This window comes from Pseudopontixanthobacter vadosimaris (genome assembly GCF_012979275.1).
Lineage (GTDB): Bacteria > Pseudomonadota > Alphaproteobacteria > Sphingomonadales > Sphingomonadaceae > Pseudopontixanthobacter > Pseudopontixanthobacter vadosimaris.
Genome location: NZ_JABASZ010000010.1, coordinates 1 through 22,866, shown reverse-complemented (window position 1 = coordinate 22,866; position 22,866 = coordinate 1). Strand labels below are relative to the sequence as shown.

The window sequence follows — 22,866 nt, the reverse complement described above, 5'->3', positions numbered from 1 at the left end:
ATGCAGACTGTGCCCCAGGGCGGCACCATCGGCATTCTGGGCGGCGGGCAATTGGGCCGGATGCTGGCGATGGCGGCGGCGCAACTGGGCTATCGCTGCATCGGCTACGCGCCCGAAGGGGATAATGTCGCCGCTCCGCTTTGCGCGGATTTCTTCACCAACGATTGGGACGACCGGCCCGCGCTGGCGGCTTTCGCGCAGAAATGCGACGTCATCACCTGGGAATTCGAGAATGTGCCGGTCGATACGGTGAAGGCCCTGCCGCCCGGCCGCGTGCCCTGCGGCTATCGCGCGCTCGAAGTGGCGCAGGACCGGATGGCCGAAAAGAACTTCGTAGCCGGGCTCGGCGGGTGCCCCGCCCCCCATGCCGCGGTGCATTCGGCAGACGACATCGTGCAGGCAGCGGACCGGATCGGCACCCCCGCCATCCTCAAGACCTGTCGCGACGGGTATGACGGCAAGGGCCAATGGCGGATAGATTCCGCCCGCGATCTCGCTGGCCTGCCCGCCCCGGCGCAGCCCTGCGTTTACGAAGGTTTCGTGCGGTTCGACGCGGAGTTCTCGGTCATTCTGGCGCGCGGGCAGGATGGCGAAATCCGCTTCTGGGACAGCCCGCTCAACGAACATGAGGGCGGCATCCTCGCCCGCTCCACCCTGCCCGCGCCCGGTCACGTCGAAGCCCATGTCGAAGCGGCGCGCGATCTTGCGCGGCAGGTGGCCGATGCGCTGCACTATGTCGGCGTGCTGACGCTGGAATTCTTTGCCACGGCGGAGGGGCCGGTGTTCAACGAAATGGCCCCCCGCGTGCATAATTCCGGGCATTGGTCGATCGAGGGCGCGGCGACCAGCCAGTTCGAAAACCACATCCGCGCCATCTGCGGCCTGCCGCTGGGCGACACCGCCACCGTCGGCAGCGTCGAGATGCGAAACCTGATCGGCAAGGAAACGCAAGCCGCTTTCTCGCTGCTGGCCGACCCCGCCAATCATCTGCACCTCTATGGCAAGGCGGCAATGCGTGACGGCCGCAAGATGGGCCATGTAACGCGCGTGACGCGGACGTGACCGACGCGTTACCCAGGGGGTCGTCCACCGGACAGGGGCAGGGGCAAAAGCAACGCCTGACCGCGATCTATGCCCGGGCGCGAAACGGCACCATCGGCAAGGGCGGCACCCTGCCCTGGTACCTGCCGGCCGATCTTCGGCATTTCAAGGCGCTGACGCTCGGCACGGCGATGATCATGGGCCGCCGCACCTTCGACAGCCTGCCCGGCCTCCTTCCCGGCCGCCGCCACATCGTGCTGACCCGCAACAGGAACTGGGACCGGGAAGGCGTGGAGACCGCCCATACGCCCGATCAGGCCCGCAGCATCGCAGGCGGTGGCCCCGTGTCGATCATCGGCGGAGCGGATGTGTTCGCAAGGTTCCTGCCGCATTGCCAGCGTGCCGAGGTAACCGAAATTCACGCGGATTACGGCGGCGACACCGTCATGCCGCCGCTCGGGCTCGAATGGCGGGAAGTTGCGCGGGATGAATTCCCGGCCAAAGGCGACCACCCGGCCTACGCCTTCGTCACTTACGAGCGCACGCGAGAATCATGAGATGGCTGGACCACCGCGAGGCGATGCCCGGTCCCTTGCGCGGCGCCATCATCGCGCTCGGCAATTTTGACGGCTTCCACCGCGGGCATCAGGCCGTGGCAGGCGAGGCGATCCGCTGGGCGCATGAGGAAGGCCGCCCTTCGATCATCGCCACATTCGACCCTCACCCGGTGCGCCATTTCCGCCCCGAAGCCCCGCCCTTCCGCCTGACCACGCTGGAACAGCGGCAGGAACTCTATCTCGCTGCCGGGGCGACGGCGATGCTGGTGTTCCATTTCGATGCCGAGCTGGCTTCGACCTCGGCAGAGGATTATGTCGGCAGGCTGCTGCACGAACATCTCGGCGTGGCGGGTGTCGTCACGGGCGAGGATTTCACCTTCGGCAAGGGCGCGAGGGGCAATCGCGCCATGCTGGAACGTCTGGGCGCAGCGCATGGCATCGCCGCGCGCGCCGTTCCCCCGGTGATGCATGACGGCGCGCCAGTTTCCAGCAGCCGCATCCGCGACGCCTTGCGGCAAGGCGATCCGCAAGGGGCGGCGGCGCTGCTGACGCGCCCATTCGCCCTGCGCGGCATCGTCGAACATGGCGACAAGGTCGGGCGCACCATCGGTTATCCCACGGCCAATCTGACGCTCGATTCCTATCTGCGACCGGCCTACGGCATCTATGCGGTCACCGGACGCATACTGGCCACCGGGCAGATACTGAAAGGGGCTGCAAATATCGGCATCCGCCCGAGTTTCGATCCGCCGAAGGAACTGCTCGAACCGCATTTCTTCGACTTTTCGGGCGATCTCTACGGGCAGGAGATCGAGGTTGCGCTGCATCGCTATCTTCGCGGTGAGGCGAAATTCGATTCGCTCGACGCGCTGACCACGCAGATGGAGCGGGATTGCGAGGAAGCGAGGAGTGTCCTAAGCGCAGCCGCGACATGAGCGACGAACAGCAGCAAAGCGGCACGCAGGCGCCGGACGAAAAGCGGGATTACCGCGACACGGTTTTCCTGCCGAAGACGGACTTCCCCATGAAGGCGGGCCTGCCGCAGAAGGAACCCCGCATCCTTGCCGATTGGCAGGAGAAGGGGCTGTACGAGCGCACCCGCGAAGCGCGCGACGGCGCGGAAAAGTTCATCCTGCATGATGGCCCGCCTTATGCCAATGGCGATATCCATGTCGGCCATGCGCTGAACCACGTGCTGAAGGACATGGTGGTTCGCACCCAGACGCTGCTGGGCAAGGATGCGCCCTATGTTCCCGGCTGGGACTGTCACGGCCTGCCGATCGAATGGAAGGTGGAGGAACTCTACCGCAAGAAGAAGCGCGACAAGAACGAGGTTCCGCCTGCTGAATTCCGCGCCGAATGCCGCGCCTATGCCGCGCGCTGGGTCGACGTGCAGCGCGAGCAGCTGAAGCGGCTCGGCATCGGTGGCCGCTGGGACAAGCCCTATCTGACCATGCGGCCCGAGGCCGAGGCGCAGATCGTGCGCGAGCTGCATAAATTCGCCGAGACGGGCCAGCTTTATCGCGGTGCCAAGCCGGTGATGTGGAGCCCGGTGGAGGAAACCGCCCTGGCCGATGCCGAGGTCGAATATCAGGATCTGACCGACAGCCCGCAGATCGACGTGGCGTTCGAGATCACGGATTCGCCGGTGGAAGAACTGGTCGGTGCCCATGCGGTAATCTGGACGACGACGCCATGGACGATCCCGGTCAATCAGGCTTTGGCTTACGGGCCTGAGATCGAGTATGTTGCGATCTCGCAAGGCGATCCCGGTGACGATTTCCTTCGAAAAGGCGCTGATGGCGTAACCTTGCTGATTGCAAAGTCTTTGTTGACGCAGGTGCAGGATCGAATTGGGCTTGTTGGAAATCAGGCGTGGGAAGTGAAGTGGTCCGGCAACGGCTCCGACCTCGCCGGAACTGTCGTCCGCCACCCGATGCACCATCTCGGCGGCTTCTATGCGAAGCCGCGCCCGATGCTGGCGGGGGATTTCGTCACCACCGACAGCGGCACCGGCATCGTCCACATGTCACCCGACCATGGCGAGGACGATTTCGCGCTGTGCAAGGCCCATGGTATCGAGCCGGTCTTCGCCGTCATGGCGGACGGGCGCTACCGCGACGACTGGCCGTGGCTCGGCGGCGATGACGAACGCCGCCGCAGCGTCATCAACAAGCCCTTCAACGCGCCCGACGGGCCGATCTGCAACGATCTGCGCGAGGCGGGTGCGCTGCTATCCGCCAGCGCGGATTACCGCCATTCCTATCCGCATAGCTGGCGCAGCAAGGCCAAGGTGATCTACCGCTGCACGCCGCAATGGTTCATCGCCATCGACGAGGCGCAGGACCATCTCGGCGGCAAGACCCTGCGGCAAACCGCGATGGCAGCGATAGCGGACACCCGCTTCGTGCCGGAAAAAGGCCGCCGCCGCCTGACCGCCATGGTCGAGGGCCGCCCCGACTGGCTGATCAGCCGCCAGCGCGCCTGGGGCGTGCCTATCGCCTTGTTCGTCCACCGCGAAACGGGCGAATTGCTGGTGGACCCTGCCGTCAACGCCCGCATCCAGCAGGCCATCGCCGCCGACACCGTGGATGCCTGGGTGGAAAGCAGCGCCGCACGGTTCCTGGGCGAAGATGCCGATGGGAAGCAGCGCGATCCGGCCGATTACGAGATGGTCACCGACATTCTCGACGTCTGGTTCGATTCCGGTTCGACTCATGCCTTCGTTCTCGAATCGGACGAATGGCCGGAACTGCGCAGCCCCGCCGATCTCTATCTCGAAGGCAGCGACCAGCATCGCGGCTGGTTCCAGTCGTCGCTGCTCGAAAGCTGCGGAACGCGGGGCCGTGCGCCCTATGAAACGCTGCTGACCCACGGCTTCACCATGGATGCCAAGGGCAAGAAGATGTCCAAATCGCTGGGCAATACCGTCGATCCGCTGAAGATCGTCGACCAATATGGCGCCGATATCGTCCGCCTGTGGGCATTGTCGGTGGATTTTACCGAAGACCACCGCATCGGCGACGAAATCCTGAAGGGCGTGGCCGACCAGTATCGCAAGCTGCGCAACACCTTCCGCTATCTGCTCGGCGCATTGGCGGATTACGATGCCGCAGAGGCGCTGCCGGCTGCTGAAATGCCGGAACTGGAGCGTTACATGCTCGCGCTGCTGGAGCGGCTTGATGGCCGCTTGCAGCAGGCGACGGCGGATTTCGACTTCAACGCCTACACTCGCCTGCTGAGCGATTTCTGCAATGAGGATCTGTCGGCCTTCTTTTTCGATATCCGCAAGGACTGCCTCTATTGCGACGGGCAGGATTTCGCCCGCCGCCGTGCCTATCGCACCGTGCTGGACACGATGTTCCATGCGCTGGTGCGCTATGCGGCGCCGGTGCTGGTCTTCACCGCCGAAGAAGTCTGGAAGACGCGCTATCCGGAAGCGGACAGCGTGCATCTGCTCACCTGGCCGGAGGTTCCCGCCGCCGATGCCGACATGCAGCGCTGGAGCGATTTACGAGCCTTGCGCGAGCGGGTGATGGAGGCGATCGAACCGCTGCGCCGCGAGAAGACCGTCCGCTCCGGTCTCGAGGCCGATGTCGTGGTCCCGGAAAACATGGTTCCGGCGGGCTTTTCGGATGACGATCTGGCAGAGCTGTTCATCACCGCGTCAGTGCAGCGCGGGCAAGCGGACGGCATCATGGTGAAGCGTACATCCGAGGATAAATGCGGCCGCTGCTGGCGCCTGCTGCCTTCCGTGGCGGAAGACGGCGATTTGTGCGACCGCTGCGAAACCGTGGTCGAATTGGCGGACGCCGCATGAGCAGTCCCGTCACTCGTAACCGGCTGATCGGTCTGGCCGTGGTGCTGGTGATCTTCACGGTCGATCAATATGTCAAATATCTGATGGTCGGTCCGCTCGATTTGCGAAACCAGCCGGGCGGCGTCATCGAATGGCTGCCCTTCTTCGATCTGCGCTGGACTCAGAATTTCGGCGTGTCGCTGGGATTGTTCACCGCGCAATCGATGGAGATGCGCTGGATCCTGGTGGCGGTGACTGCCGGCATTGCAATTATCGTCACCGTCTGGATGTTGCGCGAAAAACTGCTCGGCGACATTCTCGCGCTATCGCTGATCCTGGGCGGAGCGCTCGGCAATATCAAGGATCGTTACGAACTCGGCTATGTCATCGATTATGCCGATCTTCATTTCGGCAGCTTCCGACCCTTCCTCATCTTCAATATCGCCGATGCAGCCATTACCATCGGCGTCGTCATCATCCTTGTTCGGTCCTTCCTCCTGCATGGCAGGGACACGAGCGACAAAGAACCGGCGCAAGGCGCCGTGGAGAGCTGATCATGCGAAATCCGACCCGAATTACTTCTGCCAGGCTGCTGCTGGCATCCGGTGCCTGCGCAATGCTGGCAGCCTGTGGCGGCGGCGGATTTCTCGACCGTGACCGGCCCGACGAATTCGCCGTGCAGCGGCAGGCACCGCTGGTTGTGCCGCCCGATTTCAACCTTGTTCCGCCCGCGCCCGGCGCACCGCGCCCGTCCGAAGGGACAGCGGCGGAACAGGCACTCGACGTTCTGTTCGGCGGGGCTGCCCCGCGCAGCGAGGTGGAAAGCAGCGCGCTCGACCGGGCGGGCAGCGCCGAACCCGGCATTCGTTCGGCCGTGGGGGATGCACAGACCAACACGGTCGCCAAGGGCAGCGTCACGCGCGATATCGTCGCCGCTCCGCAGGGCGACGGTGCCACGGCACAGGCTGTCATCCCGCAGGGCTGAGTTGTAACGAAAGCCGCCGCACCGGATGGTAGCGGCGGCTTCGGACTTCTACACGCCTTCATCCGGAATGGAGCGTTCAGCCAGCGGGCTGACCATTAATTTGTCGATCTTGCGGCGGTCCATGTCCGCCACTTCAAAGCGCCATCCCTGATCGGTGAAATTCTCCCCTTCCACGGGAAGGTGCTTCAGCACCGACAGCACAAATCCCGCAGCGGTGGCGAATTCCCGGTCTTCGGAATAGGTCAGGCCCAGCCTGTCCGCCAGAGTATCCGCATTGAGCGCGCCTGAAATCAGCATCGAGCCATCCTCGCGCTCGATGATGGTGGGCGATTCGCCCTGGTCCTGATCGCTGGCGAAACTGCCGACCAGCGCGGTCAGCAGATCGACCGGAGTAACGATACCGTCCAGGTGGCCATATTCGTCATGCACCATGGCCATGGCGATTTCGCTGCCCTGCAGGGTACGCAGGGCGTCCATGGCGTCGAGCTGATCGGGGATGACTTCGGCCTTGCGGGTCAGCGCGGCCAGATTGACTCCATTGCCGGATACCAGCGCGGCCAGCACCTCGCGCACCTTCACCACGCCCAGCACCCGGTCGGGCGACCCGTCAGCGACCGGCAGCAGCGAATGGGGGCTGTCGTCGATGGCCTTGCGAATGGCGGCCTCGTCGGCGGCGATGTCGATCCAGTCGACTTCGGTGCGCGGCGTCATCATTTCCCGCACCGGGCGTTCGGCCAGTCGCACCACGCCGGCCAGGATGGCATGCTGTTCCTGCTCGATCACGCCGGAACGGGTCGCTTCGGCGAAGATCATGTGCAGTTCTTCCGCCGTGACATGCGATTCGCCGGACGGGCGAATGCCCAGCAGCCGCATCAGCACGCGGGACGAGGAATCGAGCAGCCAGACCAGCGGCGCAGCGACCCGTGCCAGGATCCGCATGGGGCGCGCCATGATGAGCGCGATCGGCTCTGCCGCGCGCAGGGCGATCTGCTTGGGCACCAGCTCCCCCACGACAAGGCTGAAATAAGTGGTCAGCGCAATGACGAGAACGAAGCCTGTTTCCGCGGCATATTCGGGCGACATGCCGAGAGCGGCCAGCCTTTCGCCGACAGGACCGCCAAGGCTCGATCCCGAATAGGCGCCTGCAATGATGCCGATCAGGGTGATGCCGATCTGCACCGTCGACAGGAACTTGCCAGGGTCGGATGCGAGCGAAAGTGCGGTCTTCGCCGCCTTGCTGCCGCTGTCCGCCGCTGCACGCAAACTGCCGGTGCGTGCCGAAACGATGGCGAGTTCGGACATGGCGAACACGCCGTTGAGGACGATCAGGCCGGCAATGATGATCAGGTCTGGCCAGGGAAACGGGGTCACGTCTGCCGCGCTAGCAGATTATTGCGCCTGCGCCACGACCTTTGCGGCACTGACCGATTTAGTAACCCTTATCGCCCCATCAATCAGGGCAGGTATGCATTCAGGCCGGGAACAGGGCGGGAGACGAATGGTTGTATGTGGATAGGCGCGGGTGGGAGCGCCCGTGAACATGCGGCGAAGAACCGCATAATATGAGGAACCTCAAATGACATTTATCAAATCGCGTATTCTGATGTCCAGCGTCGCAGCCATTTCTCTCGTCAGCCTTTCGGCCTGTGTGACCGACCCGAACACCGGCGAACAGAAGGTGTCCCGCACCGTTCTCGGCGGTGCTGGCGGGGCATTGGCCGGCGGCCTTCTCGGCGGCCTGATCGGCGGCAAGACGGGCCGGATCATCGGCGCTGTCGGCGGCGGCGCAGCGGCGGGCTATGTCGGCTACCGCATGGACCAGCAGATCAAGGAACTGCGTGAACAGACCAGCGGCACGGGCGTCGACGTCACCGAAGTCGACAATGGCGAGGCCATCCTGGTGAACCTGCCCGATGGCGTGACTTTCGCCACCGGAAGCTATCAGATCAACCAGACCTTCCGCAATACGCTGGACCGGGTTGCCGCCAACCTGCAGCAATATACCAACAGCGCGATCGATGTTTATGGTTATACTGATTCGACCGGCTCCGACACGTTCAACCAGCGCCTGTCGGAACAGCGGGCGCAGGCGGTGTCGAACTACCTGACCTCGCGCGGGGTCAGCGCGGCGCGCATCCGTTCGCAAGGCTTCGGTGAAGACCCCAACTACTTCGTGGGCGACAATTCGACGGCGGAAGGGCGTGCGCTGAACCGGCGCGTCGAAATCAAGATCGTGCCCTTCACTCAGGAAGAGGTCGAAGCGGCCCGGCGTCAGCAGGGTTACTGATCGCACAGACCTGATGACAGGAACGAAGGGGTCGGCGTTGCCGGCCCCTTTTCGTTTCAGCCCCGGGCCGCAGCCTCGGCAGCGGGGCGGCTCAGCGTGGCGGCCCTGCCCGCGAGATGCTCGACCGCATCGGCATGGATGGAAGGTGCGGTGACCAGCAGGCCGAAGGCGCGGGGATCGCGCTTGTTATAGGCCAGCTTGTTGCCGAAGGCGTCGCTCACCGCTGCCCCGGCCTCGCGCGCGATCAGGGCGGCTGCGCCGATGTCCCATTCGAAGCCCCAGCGCAGGGTAGCGAGGATATCCGCCTCGTCCGCGGCAACCATCGCGATTCGCAAGGCGATCGAATTCGGCTTTTCGACCGTCACGAGATCGCAATCCTCCTTCGCCAGGGCGTCGGCGGGGATGCGGGCGCCGATGAAATCCTTTCGCGTGCTGGCCCGCAGGCGAGCGCCATTGCGCCACGCGCCGCGCCCGGCGACGGCGCTCCATTCCTCGTTACGCGCAGGGGCGCACAGCATGCCGATCAGCGGACGGCCGGAAGATATCAGTGCGACCGAGACCGCCCAGCCTTTACGCCCCCTGATGAAATCGCGGGTGCCATCGACGGGGTCGACCAACCAGATCAGATCGCGTCCAAGGCGGTCGGGATTGTCGGCAGTTTCTTCCGAAAGCCAGCCGGCGGCGGGCAGGAGCCGGCCCAGTTCGCGGCGCAGATAGGCATCCACCTCGAGATCGGCGCTGCACACCGGGCTGCCGGGCGATTTCTCCCAGGCGTCGAGGGCGTGGCCCGCACCCGGCCATTGGCCATGGGCGATTCGCCCTGCTTCGCGGGTAATTTCGAGGAGTCTGTCGTGGTCGATCATGCGCGCGCATCCCGTGCGCCCGGACGGGGCACTTTTCAAGCGCCCATGCATATGCCAGAGGCACCATGAACATTCGCCCGCAGGGCTCAACCCGCCAACAGGACCGGACACGCCATGAACATCCACGAATATCAGGCCAAGGAACTTCTCGCGAAATATGGCATCGGCATACCCGCCGGCCATGCGGCAACCAGTGTCGAGGAAGCGGTCGCAGCGGCGAAGAAGCTGCCCGGGCCGCTCTATGTCGTGAAGGCGCAGATCCACGCCGGTGGCCGCGGCAAAGGCAAGTTCAGCGAATTGCCCGCGGATGCCAAGGGCGGCGTGCGCCTCGCCAAATCCATCGAGGATGTCGAAAGCGATGCCAAAGACATGCTCGGCAACACGCTCGTCACGATCCAGACCGGCGATGAAGGCAAGCAGGTGAATCGCCTGTATGTGACCGATGGCGTCGACATCGAACAGGAATATTACCTCGCCCTGCTGGTCGACCGCGCCAGCGGGCAGGTCGCCATGGTCGCCAGCACCGAAGGCGGCATGGATATCGAGGACGTGGCGCATGAGACGCCGGAAAAGATCACGACCATCACCATCGACCCGGCGCAGGGCTTCATGCCGCACCATGGCCGCGCCGTGGCTTTCGCGCTGAAGCTGGAGGGAGACCTCAACAAGCAGTGCCAGAAGCTGGCGAAACAGCTTTACACCGCCTTCATGGAACTTGACGGCGAGATGCTGGAGATCAATCCGCTGGTCGAGACGAAGGACGGCAATCTGCTGGTGCTGGACACCAAGATGAGCTTTGATGGCAATGCGCTCTACCGTCACAAGGACGTGGAAGCGATGCGCGACGAAAGCGAGGAAGACCCCGCCGAAGTCGAAGCCAGCGAATACGACCTTGCCTATATCAAGCTGGACGGCAACATCGGCTGCATGGTGAACGGCGCGGGCCTCGCCATGGCGACGATGGACATCATCAAGCTGAACGGGGCGTTTCCCGCCAACTTTCTCGATGTTGGCGGCGGCGCGACCAAGGAAAAGGTCACGGCTGCGTTCAAGATCATCCTGAAGGACCCGGCTGTCGAAGGCATCCTGGTCAATATCTTCGGCGGAATCATGAAGTGCGACATCATCGCCGACGGCATCGTCGCCGCGGCGAAGGAAGTGAACCTGTCCGTGCCGCTGGTCGTGCGGCTTGAGGGGACCAATGTGCAGCAGGGCAAGGATATCCTCGCCAATTCGGGCCTGCCCATCGTCAGCGCCGACGATCTCGGCGATGCGGCGAAGAAGATCGTCGCGCAGGTGAAGAAGGCCGCCTGATTCGCGTGCAGCGACAGGCATGAGCACGAAAGGGGCGGCATCGCGAGGTGCCGCCCCTTTTTCCTGCACGCAGGGGAAGCAGCCGGACGTTACGACATCGCCGCCGCCGCGCCGGATGCAGCGAAATGCAAGATTCCCGCCCCTCTTGACCTTCCGCCTTCGGAACGCGAAGGCAGGGCGCAACGTTATCCAAATGAACGCGGCACATAGCCGCGCAACTTCGAGTGAAGAGGCAGCCATGAAAATTCTCGTCCCCGTCAAGCGGGTGATCGACTACAACGTCAAGCCGCGCGTGAAGGCGGACGGGTCGGGCGTCGATCTCGCCAATGTCAAAATGAGCATGAATCCGTTCGACGAAATCGCCGTCGAGGAAGCTATCCGGTTGAAGGAAGCCGGCAAGGCGGAAGAAATCGTCGCCGTGTCCATCGGGCCGGCCAAGGCGCAGGAAACGCTGCGCACCGCGCTCGCCATGGGTGCAGACCGCGCTATTCTGGTCGAGACCGATGACGAAGTCGAACCGCTGGCGGTCGCCAAGATCCTGAAGGCCATCGCTGCCGAGGAACAGCCCGGCCTGATCATGCTGGGCAAGCAGGCCATCGACGATGATTCCAACCAGACCGGACAGATGCTCGCCGCGCTGATGGAGCGGCCGCAGGGCACCTTCGCCAACACCGTCGAAGTGGATGGCGACAGCGTGACGGTGAAGCGCGAAGTCGACGGCGGACTCGAAACCGTCAAGCTGACGATGCCTGCCATCGTCACCACCGATCTGCGTCTGAACGAGCCGCGTTACGCTTCGCTGCCCAACATCATGAAGGCGAAGAAGAAGCCGCTCGATACCAAGACGTCGGCCGATTACGGCGTCGATACGGCCAGGCGCCTGACGACGACCAATGTCTCCGAACCTCCGGTTCGCCAGGCCGGCGAAAAGGTCGCTGATGTCGATGCGCTGGTCGCCAAGATAAAGGCGCTGGGGATCGCCTGAACCGCCCCCCTCACCGCCGCGAAGATTCTGACAGGAAGAACCCATGAAAACTCTCGTTCTCGTCGAACATGACAATGCATCGGTCAAGGATGCCACGCTGGCCACGGTTACGGCCGCAGCCGCCATTGGTGACGTCGATCTGCTGGTCGCCGGCAGCAACGCCCGCGGCGCCGCCGAAGAAGCGGCCAAGATCGCCGGAACGGGCAAGGTGCTGCTGGCCGACGATGCCGCTTACGAACACCAGCTTGCCGAGAATGTCGCGCCGCTCGTGGTCGGCCTGATGGCGGATTACGATGCCTTCGTTGCGCCCGCCACCACCACCGGCAAGAACATTGCCCCGCGTGTTGCCGCATTGCTGGACGTGATGCAGATTTCCGACATCATGTCGGTCGAAGGCGACAGGACCTTCACCCGCCCGATCTATGCAGGCAATGCCATCGCAACCGTGCAGTCCAGCGACGACAAGCTGGTGCTGACCGTTCGCGGCACGGCGTTCGACAAGGCAGAGGCCGAAGGCGGCTCCGCCACGATCGAGGAAGTGTCCGGCAAGGGCGATTCCGGCCTGTCGCAATTCGTCAGCCAGGAGCTGGCCGAAAGCGAGCGTCCGGAACTCACCAGTGCGGGCATCATCGTGTCGGGCGGCCGGGCGCTGAAAGATGCGGAAACCTTCGAACAATATATTACCCCGCTCGCCGACAAGCTGGGCGCTGGCATCGGCGCGAGCCGTGCCGCAGTGGACGCCGGCTATGTGCCCAACGATTACCAGGTTGGCCAGACGGGCAAGATCGTCGCCCCGGATGTCTATTTCGCCATCGGCATCTCGGGCGCGATCCAGCATCTGGCGGGGATGAAGGATTCCAAGACCATCATCGCCATCAACAAGGATGAGGATGCACCGATCTTCCAGGTCGCGGACATCGGCCTTGTCGGCGATCTCTTCAAGATCCTGCCGGAACTGACCGAGAAGCTGTAAAGCGGCTCTCAGTCTTGAAGAAATTGCGGGGGTCTGCCGGAAGCGGCGGGTCCCTTTTTCGCGAGCATTGTCGCATCACCTGCCGCCACAGACAGCGCGCATTTCCCTGTCTGAATACGCCCCCGCTTCCGAGGTAAATGATGCGTCTTGCTCATTGACAACGCAGCTTTCCTCTTCGCTGTAATGCCGATGAAGCATCTTTTTCTTGGCGAAGTCGCAGCAGCCGCCCTTCTTGTTCAGGGGGTAAGCTGGACGAACTAAGTCCACCCCTGCTGTTCGGCATGATGACGATCAGACCCGCAGGCGAAAGTGGCGATGACGATCTGCTGGCAGAACGGCCAAGGCGAGATCGACTAACCGGCTCCCGTTCAGGAGAATACCCCGTCCAGAAAATGGATGGTCAGTCCGACCAGACCGCCAACCATTGTGCCGCTGATGCGGATGAATTGAAGGTCGCGGCCGACCGCGCCCTCGATCCGGCTCGTGACTGTCTGCGCGTCCCAGCGGCGGACGGTTTCCGACACCAGGCGCACGATCTGCCCGCCATAGCGGGTCGCGACACCCACGGCCGTGCGGCGGGCGAAGCGGTTGATCTGGATCTGCAACCGGCGATCATCCTGCAGCGCCTTGCCCAGTTCGGCCGACAATTCCGCGAAATAGCCCGCCATCTGCGACTTGCCCGCGCTGCCGCTGCCAGTAGCGCCGCCGCGTGCCATGGCGATCAGGCTGGCCCGCATCCGCTCCCACACTCCTGTCCACCAATTGCCGAGCGCGGGATTGGCAAGCAATTCATCCTTCATCCCCTCGACCCGCGCGCGCATCGCCGCGTCATTGACCAGATCATGCGCCAGTTTTTCCAGCCCATCTTCCACCTTGCGGCGCAGCGGGTGTTCGGGGTCGACAAGTACTTCCGCCAGCATCCGGTACATCCCGTCCAGCACCGAATTGGCGAGCCTTTCGTCAAGACCGGCAAAACGCAGGAAGGCATTGGCCCGGCGCTGGATCATCGAGCGGACAAGCGCCTCGTTTTCCTCCAGCGTCACGCCTGCCCAGCGGATGAAGGCGTCGATCAATGGCAAATGGCGCTTGTCGGCAATGGCGGCGGCAAGCATCTGTCCGATCAGCGGCGCGATCTCGATCCGGGCAAGCTGCGCCTTCAGCCCTGCCTGTACCTGGCCGCCGAGGCGTTCCTGATCCAGCGATTCCAGCACTTCGGCAAAGAGTTCGCCGGCCCCTGCGCCAATGCGGCCGCGCAAGCCCCCGCTTTCGCCCCTGCCTTGCGCCGGTCCGGTCAGGAAGGCGCCGGCACCTGCGGCAAGGTTCATCGACTGCATGCGGCGGGCGATGACGGCGGGGGTCAGGAAATTTGCCCGCAGGAAATCGGCCATCGTGTCGGCGATGCGGTCCTTGTTTTCGGGGATGATCGCAGTATGCGGGATCGGCAGCCCCAAAGGACGGCGGAACAGGGCAGTGACGGCGAACCAGTCGGCAAGCCCGCCCACCAGCGCCGCTTCGGCAAAGGCGTGCAGATATCCCCAGGCGGCATGCTGGTGCTCGAATTCGCGCGCGAGGAGGAACAGGCCGGCCATGAGCACCAGCATGAGGGTCGCGGCAGCGCGCATCCGCCGCGCCCGGTCGGGCTGCTCTGCTGCGGACGTCGGGTCCGCACGCTGCGGAACGAAAGGAAGTTTCGCGGCGGGCTTCACTATTCGGCCGGCACCGTTACCTCGCCGGACTTGCGAGGCTCCTCGCCAGGACCGCTCCAGCTGGCTTCGTCCCCCTCCTCATAGGTGAGGAAGGTGCGGCGGAGCCAGGGACCGAGGCGCTTTTCGAACCCATCCGCAAGGCTGAAGCCGGCAGGCACGATCAGCAGCGTCAGGAAAGTGGACACGACCAGGCCGCCGATCACCGTCACGCCCATCGGCGCACGCCACGCCGCGTCGCCGGTCAGCGACAGGGCGGTGGGCACCATGCCTGCGGTCATGGCCACGGTCGTCATCACGATGGGCTGCGCGCGCTTGTGCCCCGCATCCATGATCGCGGTGTATTTTGGCACGCCGGATTCCATCTCCTCGATCGCGAAATCGATCAGCAGAATGGAATTCTTGGCCACGATGCCGAGCAGCATGAGCAGACCGATGTAGACCGGCATGGATACGGGTTGCCCGATCAGCCATATCGCCAGCAATCCACCAAGCGGCGCGAGCAGCAGCGAGGTCATGTTCACCAGCGGCGAGACGAACCGCTTGTACAGCAGCACCAGCACGGCGAAGACCAGCAGGACGCCCGTGATCACGGCGACCATGAAATTGTTGATCATCTCCGCCTGCCATTCGTCTTCACCGACAGGGCGGTTCGACACCCCGGTTGGCAGATCCTGCATGATCGGCAATTGCTGGATGGCTTCGTTCACCGGACCCTTCACTGCCCCTTGGGCAAGGTCTGCCCCGACGAAGATGCGGCGGGACTGGTTGAAGCGCTGGATCTGCGTCGGGCCGGAGCCGAAGCGGATCTCCGCCACGCGATCGAGCGGCACCGAGCCGCCGGATGTCGTCGGAACCGGCAGCTTCTCGATCGTGCCGATGTTGCGGCGCGAACTTTCGGGCAGGACGACGCGGATCGGCACCTGCCTGTCGCTCAAGGAAAACTTCGCCGCGTTCTGGTCGATTTCACCCAGGGTCGCAATGCGGATCGTCTGACTGAGGGCGGCGGTCGTGACGCCAAGCTGCGCGGCGAGGTCGAGGCGCGGTTCGATAATCAGTTCGGGCCGCTTCAGATCGGCATCGACTCGCGGGGCGAGCACACCGGGCAGGCTCTGCATCTGCTGCACCAACGTCTGCGCCGTGGCGTCGAGAACTTCGGGGTCCGATCCGGCCAGCATGACGGAAATGTCGCGTCCGGTGCCGAACCCACCGGATTGCGAGGCGAAGGAGATGCGGGCGTCGGGAATCTCCTGAAGTTCCGGCGCGAGACGGCGTTCGAATTCGATGCTCGTCGCCTCCCGGTCGGCGTTCAGCGTGATGTACAGCGTGCCGCTGCCTTCGTTCACCCTTTCGAGGACGCGCAGGACTTCGGGCTGCGCCTCCAGCAGACGGGTCGCGGTATCGGCAACCCTTTCGGTCTGCTCGATCGTCGTGCCCGGCACCATCTCGATCGTAACGCGGCTGGTATCCTCGTTGATCGTGGGCTGGAACTGCTGCGGCAGATTGGCGAGCAGCGCAAAGGTGCCGATCAGGGCGACGACGCCGATGCCGAACATCCACAGGCGGTGGTCGTGCATTCGCGCATGCGTCCGGCCGGACAGCCAGGCGTAAGCGTGCCCGAACTGCCCTGGCATTCTCCGCAGCATCCAACTGACAAGCGTGGCGAAGGCGAAGGCGACAAGCACGCCGGCGATCAATGCCGCGATCATCGTCAGCAGGGCAGGTACGCCCGCTTCGCCGAGAAAGCTCCAGGCAAAGAAGGTCACCGCAGCGAAGATCACGATCGTGGCGATGGTCACGGCCACGAAAGCAAGACGCGATGCAAAGCCGGTCCTTGCCGGTTGCAGGCGGCTGCGGATGGCACGGCCATGCCTGGATTCCAGCGTCCAGCCCAGAACCTTCATGTAAAGGTCCATCGCGCGGCCCTCACCATGGCTGGCATGACCATGCGCCTTCAGGAAATAGGCCGCCAGCATCGGCGTTATCATGCGGGCGACAAGCAGCGACAGGAGCACCGCGATGACCACGGTCAGCCCGAAATTCTTGAAGAACTGCCCGGAGATGCCCGGCATCAGGCCGACGGGCATGAACACCGCGACAATCGAGAATGTGGTGGCGACCACGGCCAGACCGATCTCGTCCGCAGCCTCGATGCTGGCCTGATAGGCCGATTTGCCCATCCGCATGTGGCGGACGATATTCTCGATCTCGACGATGGCATCATCGACCAGCACACCGGCCACCAGGCTCAGGGCAAGCAGCGAAAGAGTGTTCAGCGTGAAGCCGAGCAGATCCATGAAGAAGAAGGCGGGAATTGCCGACAGCGGAATGGCGATGGCACTGATGATCGTTGCTCGCCAGTCGCGCAGGAACAGGAACACCACGAATATGGCGAGCAGCGCCCCTTCGACCATGGCCGCCATCGAGCTTTCATACTGGCTCTTGGTGTAATCGACCGTGGTGAAAAGCTGAGTGAAGGTGACGCCGGGGTTCTCTTCCTCCAGCGCTTCCAGTTCGGCGATGGCGGCATCGTAGACCGTGACGTCGGACGCACCCTTCGCCCGTTCGAAGCCGAAGGTCACGACCTGCCGGCCGCCCAGTTTGGCGATCGACCGTTGTTCGGAAAAGCTGTCGCTGACATCGGCGACGTCGGACAGCCTGATGGTATTGCCGGCGCCGAGATTGATCCTCGTGTTCGACAGGTCGAAAGCGGTATCGGCATTGCCCAGCACGCGCACCGATTGCCGCGAACCGGCGATTTCCGCCTGCCCGCCGGCCGCGTCGACATTCACCTGGCGCAGTGCCGCATTGATCTGGCTGGCGGTGACGCCGAGCGACTGCATCCGCGCAGGGTCGAGGACGACCCGGATTTCGCGGTCCACCCCGCCGGCGCGGCTTACCGCCGCCATGCCTTCGACGCTGAGCAGCCGCCGCGCGACGGTATCGTCTATGAACCAGCTAAGCTGCTCCATCGTCATGTCGTCCGCCTGCACCGCGTAATAGCCGATGGGACCGCCGCCGCCGGCATTTACCTTGGTCACGCGCGGTTCGAGGATGCCATCGGGAAGATCGCCGCGGATCTGGTCCACCGCATTCTTCACCTCGTTAACCGCTTCGTTCGAATCGGTGCCGATCGTGAACTGGACGAATGTGTTGCTCGACCCTTCGCTGGCCGTGGACTGGATCTCGTCGACGCCGTTCACCGAACGGATCGCAGCCTCGACCTTTTGCGTAATCTGCGTCTCGATCTCGGTCGGTGCCGCACCCGGCTGGGCCACGGTCACATTGACGGCGGGAAAATCGATGTCCGGATTGTTGTTCACCTGCATGCCGGAGAAGGACAGCAGGCCAGCGATCATCAACCCGATGAACAGGATGATGGGGATGATCGGATTGCGGATCGACCAGGCGGAAATATTACGCAGATTCATGAAATCAGGCCCTTACGACCCCTGCCTCACCTGTTGAGGGTCGATGACATCGCCCTCGCTGTAGAAACCGCCTGCGCGCAGTACGATGCGTTCGCGGCCCGACAGGCCGCCGGTGACGGTAATGCCCTGCCCGGTGACGCTGCCGGTCGTAACCGCGCGCCGCACCAGGCGGTTGCCTTCGCCGACGATCAGCACGTAGCTGCCCTGTTCGTCCGAAAGGATCGCGCTTTCCGGCAATACCGGCGCCACCACGGTGCCGCTGTTGATTACGGCACTGGCGAAACCGCCCGGACGCAGCGCCGGATCGTAGGACAGGGCGATGCGCGCGGTACCCTGGCGGGTCTGTTCGTCGATCGTCGGGGCCAATTGCCAGATCTGACCGGTGAGGGTCTGCTCGCTGCCGACAGGCGTCACCTGCGCGGACGCGCCCACCGACAGACGCGACAGATCGTCTTCGCCCACGCGCGCCATCAGTTCCATCTCGCCCCCGCGCGCGATGACGAAAAGCGCGCCCGAACCGGCACCGACGATCTGGCCGGGTTCGACATTGCGTTCGAGCACGAGGCCCGAGGCAGGCGCAGTGACGTTGAGGCGTTCGTTGCGCGCCCGCAATTCGGCGGCCTGTGCGCGGGCGACGCGAACGCGGGCGACGGCGGCGTCGCGCGTCGCGGTCAGGCGGTCGACATCGGCCTTGGAGATGAAGCCGCGCTCCACCAGTTGTAGCGCACGGTCGAGATTGGACTGGGCCAGATCGGCATCGGCCTGCGCCACCTGCACCTGTGCCGATGCGCCTGCGGCCTGCTGGTTCTGAACCGAGCGGTCGATGATCGCCAGTGTCTGGCCTTCGCTTACCCAGTCCCCGGCATCGACGGGAACGGCGACGACCCGCCCGCCCTCGCCCGCAACGCCGACCGGCAGGGTACGACGCGCGGCGAGAGTACCGGTCGCGGAAATGGAGCCTTCGATGGTAGCATTGCCCGGCGAAACGACACTGACGACGGGAACCTGCTCCACCTCGGGAGCGACTTCCTCTTCCCCGGCCATCAGGAAATAGGCGACTGCGGCCAGAACCAGCGCGGCGATGATGGCGAAGATGACCCACCGCTTGCGTGCGCGTTTCTTCGCGACTGCCACATCGCCGTCGTGATACTCGTCACCACTCAGATCGTCATGCCCCAGACCCTCGGCGCGCAAGGGTGCCGACAGGCCGGTGGAGCCACTGTCATGCATTTCCAGATCCCGCCTGCGCGCAGCGCCTGGTTCGATCGTCGTCTCGTAATTCATCAGCCCGCCTTCGCTAGATTGCGGTGTGTTATACGCCTAATGCACCTGTCGACAAGAGCTTCGGGTGGCAGGCACGGAAACGGCGCGTATCTGCGCGCTTCCATATACCGGCACAGTGGTCAGCGCAATCGACTGGTCGACGGACGACCTGACGCGCCGACGAACCAACATCCCGGTGTGCCGATTGCCGTTTCAGAATAGAGAAAGGCGGGTGCAGCCATGCCGCACCCGCCCGAATTTCAGCGACTTAACCGGTTACTAGCGAACCCGCTTCCGCGTCACGAGATTGACGATTGCCAGCAGCACTACTGCGCCGACAAAAGCGGTAATCAGGTAAAGAAACCATCCGGCATCGTCCGAAAGGAATCCGATGGCATCGCCGATCGCGCTACCGATGACTCCGCCGATAATTCCGACGACAATATTCCAGAAGATGCCCATAGAGGCATCACGGTTCATCACGAGGCTGGCCAGCCAGCCAGCGATGCCACCGATGATTATAGTTGCGATCCAGCCCATTACTTCCTCCTGCACGTCAATTTTTTGACATCGGAAGGACAAACCATCGGCAGCGCTGTAAGGTTCCCGGATGATTTGTTCAGCGCGACGAATGCCGCCGGGTCGGAAGGCCCCGGCTTCGTCCTCGCCCGGATCAATATTTCAGCTGGCGTTCGTACAGGTCGCGGTAATGCTGGATGCGGGTGACCCGCAGACCCTGCATGCCCGACCGGTCGACCGCGCGCTGCCACGATGCGAATTCCTCCAGCGTGAGGTCGTAACGCTCCAGCACCTCGTCCATCGTCAGCAGCCCGCCATTGACGGCGGCCACCACTTCCGCCTTGCGGCGCACGACCCAGCGTTTCGTGGATGGCGGCGGCAGATCGGCCACGGTAAGCGGCTCGCCTAGTGGGCCAATAACCTGCGCCGGTCTGATGTCTTGATTTTCGATCATTGTATCTCTCGGTGGCCACGGTCCGCTCGTACCGGTGACTGAGCATTGCATCATCGTGGTTTGCCATGCTCTAAAGCGAAATGGTTAACGGGCGGTTTACTTTTGGTCTGAAGGCTTCAGTTCCGCGCCTGAACAGTCAGATTCGTCATCGCGATCCTCTGCCGCAGCCCGCAGCAGAAGACGCAGATCGCGGGCAGCGGCGAGCCGTGCAATGATTTCAGCCCAGCCAAGCTGCCGCAATTCCGGCGAAGTGCCGGTCTGATTAGCGGGCTGTGCCGGTTCGAAGCCGGCCCGCTCGATGGTTCTGGTTTCCAACATGGCATCCACTTAGCGACCACATGGTCAACAACCCGTAAAAGCCGGTCTTTCCCTGAGATCGGCGCGACCCATTCGCTTGCCGGACCCTGCACGCCTCCCACCTTTCGCTGCAGCCGCTGCGCGTGTATGAGCGCCTGCATGAACGCACCCCCTTTCACGACGGATGCCGCGTTTCCGGCGCTGGATCCCGGCTGCGACCGGATGGAAGACCCCGCGGCCCTGTTCGATCTGCCGCGCCCGCCCGCCGATTGCCGTATCGTCGTCGCGATGTCGGGCGGCGTCGATTCCTCGGTCGTGGCGGCACTTGCCGCGAGGAGCGGTGCCGAGGTGATCGGCATCACCCTGCAACTGTTCGACTATGGCGCCGCCACCGGGCGCAAGGGTGCCTGCTGTGCCGGAGACGACATTGCCGATGCGCGCGCTGTCGCGGACCGGCTGGGGATTGCACATTACGTGTTCGATCACGAGAGCGCCTTTCGCGACGAGGTGGTCGACAATTTCGCGGATGATTATCTGAAGGGCCGCACGCCCGTGCCCTGCATCCGCTGCAACATGGGCCCGAAATTCACCGATCTGTTCCGCATGGCGCGTGAACTGGGCGCGGACTGCCTTGCCACCGGCCATTACGTGCGCCGCATCGTCGGTGCCGCCGGACCCGAATTGCACCGCGCCTGCGATCCGGCGCGCGACCAGTCCTATTTCCTTTACGGCACGACGGAGGACCAGCTGGCTTTCCTGCGCTTCCCGCTGGGCGGATTGCCCAAGACGGAGGTTCGCGCATTGGCCGACGATGCCGGGCTGCGCAACGCCGCGAAGCCCGACAGTCAGGACATCTGTTTCGTGCCCGATGGCGATTACGCCGCAGTGGTGAAGAAACTGCGGCCGGAAGGCGCGCGTCCCGGCGCAATCGTACATGCCGGAACGGGCGAGGTGCTGGGACGGCATGAAGGGATCGTCCATTTCACCGTCGGACAGCGGCGCGGGCTGGAGATCGGCGGCCAGCCGGAGCCGCTCTATGTGATCGGGCTTGATGCCGATGCGGCGCAGGTCCGCGTCGGGCCCAAGGCGATGCTGGCCGTGAACAGCGCATCGATTATCGAGACGAACCGTATCGGCCCACTGCCTTACGCTCCGTTAACCGCCAAGGTGCGCTCCCTGTCCCGGCCCGTACCTGTCACCATCGACGGCGAAATGGGTGACGGGAATGCGATAAGGCTGCATTTCGCCCGGCCCGAATTCAGCGTCGCGCCCGGACAGGCGGCGGTGATCTATGCCGGGGAACGGGTTATCGGCGGCGGCTGGATCGATGCGACCACCGCAGCGGCCTGAACGGCGGCCCGTTCGGCGATCCGCGTCGCCGCAGATACAACCACGCCAGCCAGCGCGCATCCCGCCGCTCGCGATCGCCCTGCTGCTGGCATTCTGCGCCCTTCCCGCTGTATTCTACCTCCTCTCCGATCGCGGGTCCGATCTTGCAGAGAACAGATATTTCTTCGACGACGATGCGGGCAGGCCATCCGTGGCGCATCTGCCGCTGCAAGGGGTCACCTACGCGCCCGATGGAAGGGCCACCCTGCTCGAAGCGCCTGCCCGCATCCTGCCGATGGATCATCCGCCCGCTGACGATGCCGATACCGGTATTGCACCCTTGAGCGCGGGACCGGATTCTGCCGTCCTGTCGCTGCCACGGGTGGTGATCCCGCGCAGGGCCGATGCGGACGGCGTGGTGACCTGCACGCTCGAGATGCCGCCACGATATCAGGGCCGGCTGGTGCTGAAGAATGGCTGTCTGCGGTTTCAGCCGCAGGGCGACTGGCCTGAACATGAATTCGGGATCGCGACGATTGCCCCGGACCTGTTCCGCGACGGTGCCGGCTATCTTGCCTTTGGCAATGCCGCCAATTCGGCGAGAGAAAGCATCCGCATCGGCGAGGCGGACATCGTCATGCAGGGGATGGGCTGTTCCGCGCCCGAACGTATCGCGGCGCCTCCGGCCCATGCCGTCCGGTGCGGCGCAGGCGATTTGCTGGTGATCGGACAGGTTCGCCGCCGCCCCGTCTGTTCCGCCGAATATCTTGAGAAAAGGGCTGCCGCGGAACGTGCGGAAGCGATGGTCGCGGCGAAGGTCCGGGCCGATTCCGAAGCCTGCCAGGCACGCGGCGAGCCTGTCTGCCCGCCTGCAGAGATCCCGCGCACCCCGCCCCTCATGCCCGGCCATGCCGAATGCCGGCTGCCGTCGGAGACTCCCTAGGTTTCGTGGACAAAGGGTATCCAGAGTTTGATTGAAGCGAGGGCGACGAAGCCAAGGTAGGATTCTTTGGTTTTGTCGTAGCGAGTGGCGACCCGGCGCCAGTTCTTCAGCTTGTTGAACAGC

20 protein-coding genes and 1 pseudogene are annotated in these 22,866 nt (G+C 63.9%); 12 read left to right on the top strand and 9 right to left on the bottom strand.

Annotation, left to right across the window (positions count from 1 at the left end; translation table 11 throughout):
* From HG250_RS01710 to HG250_RS01685, 6 genes are all read left to right on the top strand, one after another.
* Positions 1-1,062 (top strand): 5-(carboxyamino)imidazole ribonucleotide synthase, encoded by a 1,062-nt coding sequence (locus tag HG250_RS01710; RefSeq protein ID WP_170002252.1) that lies wholly within the window; start codon positions 1-3, stop codon positions 1,060-1,062.
* Positions 1,059-1,598: a dihydrofolate reductase gene (locus HG250_RS01705; protein ID WP_420821301.1), complete on the top strand. Its 540-nt coding sequence runs from the start codon at positions 1,059-1,061 to the stop codon at positions 1,596-1,598. The genes HG250_RS01710 and HG250_RS01705 overlap by 4 nt, the downstream gene beginning before the upstream one ends.
* A complete protein-coding gene (locus HG250_RS01700; RefSeq protein WP_170002216.1) occupies positions 1,595-2,533 on the top strand; it encodes a bifunctional riboflavin kinase/FAD synthetase in 939 nt (312 codons plus the stop codon). The genes HG250_RS01705 and HG250_RS01700 overlap by 4 nt, the downstream gene beginning before the upstream one ends.
* On the top strand, positions 2,530-5,418 hold the full coding sequence (gene ileS / locus HG250_RS01695) for an isoleucine--tRNA ligase (RefSeq protein ID WP_170002214.1): 2,889 nt from the start codon (positions 2,530-2,532) through the stop codon (positions 5,416-5,418). The genes HG250_RS01700 and ileS overlap by 4 nt, the downstream gene beginning before the upstream one ends.
* Positions 5,415-5,951, top strand: coding sequence for a signal peptidase II (lspA, locus tag HG250_RS01690; RefSeq protein WP_170002212.1), 537 nt, complete (start codon positions 5,415-5,417; stop codon positions 5,949-5,951). Before ileS ends, lspA begins: the two co-directional genes overlap by 4 nt.
* A gap of 62 nt (positions 5,952-6,013) precedes the next feature.
* Entirely contained in the window at positions 6,014-6,382 is a 369-nt protein-coding gene (locus HG250_RS01685) for a DUF3035 domain-containing protein (protein ID WP_240956846.1), read from the top strand.
* Between the two features lie 48 nt (positions 6,383-6,430).
* On the opposite strand, the gene HG250_RS01680 is transcribed toward HG250_RS01685, so the two are convergent.
* The gene (locus HG250_RS01680; RefSeq protein WP_170002208.1) at positions 6,431-7,753 is read right to left on the bottom strand and encodes a CNNM domain-containing protein; all 1,323 of its coding nucleotides are present in this window, start codon (positions 7,751-7,753) and stop codon (positions 6,431-6,433) included.
* A gap of 205 nt (positions 7,754-7,958) precedes the next feature.
* Here HG250_RS01680 and HG250_RS01675 point away from each other — a divergent pair, with 205 nt between their 5' ends.
* Entirely contained in the window at positions 7,959-8,669 is a 711-nt protein-coding gene (locus HG250_RS01675) for a YiaD family glycine zipper/OmpA-like lipoprotein (protein ID WP_170002206.1), read from the top strand.
* A gap of 56 nt (positions 8,670-8,725) precedes the next feature.
* Here the strand turns inward: HG250_RS01675 and HG250_RS01670 are convergent, their stop codons facing one another.
* The gene (locus tag HG250_RS01670; protein WP_170002204.1) at positions 8,726-9,532 is read right to left on the bottom strand and encodes a 3'(2'),5'-bisphosphate nucleotidase CysQ; all 807 of its coding nucleotides are present in this window, start codon (positions 9,530-9,532) and stop codon (positions 8,726-8,728) included.
* Positions 9,533-9,646: 114 nt separating this feature from the next.
* On the opposite strand from HG250_RS01670, the gene sucC reads away from it, so the two are divergent.
* From sucC to HG250_RS01655, 3 genes are all read left to right on the top strand, one after another.
* Complete coding sequence (sucC, locus tag HG250_RS01665; protein ID WP_170002202.1) at positions 9,647-10,846, top strand: ADP-forming succinate--CoA ligase subunit beta; 1,200 nt, start codon at positions 9,647-9,649, stop codon at positions 10,844-10,846.
* Between the two features lie 238 nt (positions 10,847-11,084).
* Positions 11,085-11,831, top strand: a complete 747-nt coding sequence (locus tag HG250_RS01660) for an electron transfer flavoprotein subunit beta/FixA family protein (protein WP_170002200.1) — start codon at positions 11,085-11,087, stop codon at positions 11,829-11,831.
* 43 nt (positions 11,832-11,874) lie between these two features.
* Positions 11,875-12,804 carry an electron transfer flavoprotein subunit alpha/FixB family protein gene (locus tag HG250_RS01655; protein ID WP_170002198.1) on the top strand — a complete coding sequence of 310 codons (930 nt, stop codon included), beginning with the start codon at positions 11,875-11,877 and terminating at the stop codon, positions 12,802-12,804.
* 368 nt (positions 12,805-13,172) lie between these two features.
* Here HG250_RS01655 and HG250_RS01650 read toward each other — a convergent pair whose 3' ends face one another.
* The 6 genes from HG250_RS01650 to HG250_RS01625 all read right to left on the bottom strand — a co-directional run bounded on the left by HG250_RS01650 (position 13,173) and on the right by HG250_RS01625 (position 20,492).
* Positions 13,173-14,426, bottom strand: coding sequence for a DUF445 domain-containing protein (locus HG250_RS01650; protein WP_170002248.1), 1,254 nt, complete (start codon positions 14,424-14,426; stop codon positions 13,173-13,175).
* Positions 14,427-14,509: 83 nt separating this feature from the next.
* Entirely contained in the window at positions 14,510-17,938 is a 3,429-nt protein-coding gene (locus tag HG250_RS01645; RefSeq protein ID WP_170002196.1) for an efflux RND transporter permease subunit, read from the bottom strand.
* A gap of 12 nt (positions 17,939-17,950) precedes the next feature.
* Positions 17,951-19,222: an efflux RND transporter periplasmic adaptor subunit gene (locus HG250_RS01640; protein ID WP_170002194.1), complete on the bottom strand. Its 1,272-nt coding sequence runs from the start codon at positions 19,220-19,222 to the stop codon at positions 17,951-17,953.
* A 258-nt stretch (positions 19,223-19,480) separates the two neighbouring features.
* Positions 19,481-19,741 (bottom strand): GlsB/YeaQ/YmgE family stress response membrane protein, encoded by a 261-nt coding sequence (locus HG250_RS01635; RefSeq protein WP_170002193.1) that lies wholly within the window; start codon positions 19,739-19,741, stop codon positions 19,481-19,483.
* A gap of 133 nt (positions 19,742-19,874) precedes the next feature.
* Positions 19,875-20,174, bottom strand: coding sequence for a CtrA inhibitor SciP (gene sciP, locus HG250_RS01630; RefSeq protein WP_170002191.1), 300 nt, complete (start codon positions 20,172-20,174; stop codon positions 19,875-19,877).
* A 96-nt stretch (positions 20,175-20,270) separates the two neighbouring features.
* Positions 20,271-20,492, bottom strand: coding sequence for a hypothetical protein (locus HG250_RS01625; protein ID WP_170002189.1), 222 nt, complete (start codon positions 20,490-20,492; stop codon positions 20,271-20,273).
* Between the two features lie 201 nt (positions 20,493-20,693).
* Here HG250_RS01625 and mnmA point away from each other — a divergent pair, with 201 nt between their 5' ends.
* Positions 20,694-21,821 carry a tRNA 2-thiouridine(34) synthase MnmA gene (mnmA, locus tag HG250_RS01620; protein WP_170002246.1) on the top strand — a complete coding sequence of 376 codons (1,128 nt, stop codon included), beginning with the start codon at positions 20,694-20,696 and terminating at the stop codon, positions 21,819-21,821.
* Entirely contained in the window at positions 21,799-22,743 is a 945-nt protein-coding gene (locus tag HG250_RS01615; protein ID WP_170002187.1) for a hypothetical protein, read from the top strand. Before mnmA ends, HG250_RS01615 begins: the two co-directional genes overlap by 23 nt.
* Here the strand turns inward: HG250_RS01615 and HG250_RS01610 are convergent.
* Positions 22,740-22,866: pseudogene (locus HG250_RS01610) on the bottom strand (IS5 family transposase); the annotation flags it as partial. The gene HG250_RS01615 and the pseudogene HG250_RS01610 overlap by 4 nt on opposite strands.

Coding starts and splice junctions, on each gene's coding strand:
- HG250_RS01635 (WP_170002193.1), bottom strand. CDS start 19,741: ATGGGCTGGATCGCAACTATAATCATCGGTGGCATCGCTGGCTGGCTG.
- mnmA (WP_170002246.1), top strand. CDS start 20,694: ATGGAAGACCCCGCGGCCCTGTTCGATCTGCCGCGCCCGCCCGCCGAT.
- sciP (WP_170002191.1), bottom strand. CDS start 20,174: ATGATCGAAAATCAAGACATCAGACCGGCGCAGGTTATTGGCCCACTA.
- HG250_RS01645 (WP_170002196.1), bottom strand. CDS start 17,938: ATGAATCTGCGTAATATTTCCGCCTGGTCGATCCGCAATCCGATCATC.
- lspA (WP_170002212.1), top strand. CDS start 5,415: ATGAGCAGTCCCGTCACTCGTAACCGGCTGATCGGTCTGGCCGTGGTG.
- HG250_RS01660 (WP_170002200.1), top strand. CDS start 11,085: ATGAAAATTCTCGTCCCCGTCAAGCGGGTGATCGACTACAACGTCAAG.
- HG250_RS01640 (WP_170002194.1), bottom strand. CDS start 19,222: ATGAATTACGAGACGACGATCGAACCAGGCGCTGCGCGCAGGCGGGAT.
- HG250_RS01685 (WP_240956846.1), top strand. CDS start 6,014: ATGCTGGCAGCCTGTGGCGGCGGCGGATTTCTCGACCGTGACCGGCCC.
- sucC (WP_170002202.1), top strand. CDS start 9,647: ATGAACATCCACGAATATCAGGCCAAGGAACTTCTCGCGAAATATGGC.
- HG250_RS01710 (WP_170002252.1), top strand. CDS start 1: ATGCAGACTGTGCCCCAGGGCGGCACCATCGGCATTCTGGGCGGCGGG.
- HG250_RS01650 (WP_170002248.1), bottom strand. CDS start 14,426: ATGCGCGCTGCCGCGACCCTCATGCTGGTGCTCATGGCCGGCCTGTTC.
- HG250_RS01675 (WP_170002206.1), top strand. CDS start 7,959: ATGACATTTATCAAATCGCGTATTCTGATGTCCAGCGTCGCAGCCATT.
- HG250_RS01615 (WP_170002187.1), top strand. CDS start 21,799: ATGCGACCACCGCAGCGGCCTGAACGGCGGCCCGTTCGGCGATCCGCG.
- HG250_RS01625 (WP_170002189.1), bottom strand. CDS start 20,492: ATGTTGGAAACCAGAACCATCGAGCGGGCCGGCTTCGAACCGGCACAG.
- HG250_RS01700 (WP_170002216.1), top strand. CDS start 1,595: ATGAGATGGCTGGACCACCGCGAGGCGATGCCCGGTCCCTTGCGCGGC.
- ileS (WP_170002214.1), top strand. CDS start 2,530: ATGAGCGACGAACAGCAGCAAAGCGGCACGCAGGCGCCGGACGAAAAG.
- HG250_RS01670 (WP_170002204.1), bottom strand. CDS start 9,532: ATGATCGACCACGACAGACTCCTCGAAATTACCCGCGAAGCAGGGCGA.
- HG250_RS01655 (WP_170002198.1), top strand. CDS start 11,875: ATGAAAACTCTCGTTCTCGTCGAACATGACAATGCATCGGTCAAGGAT.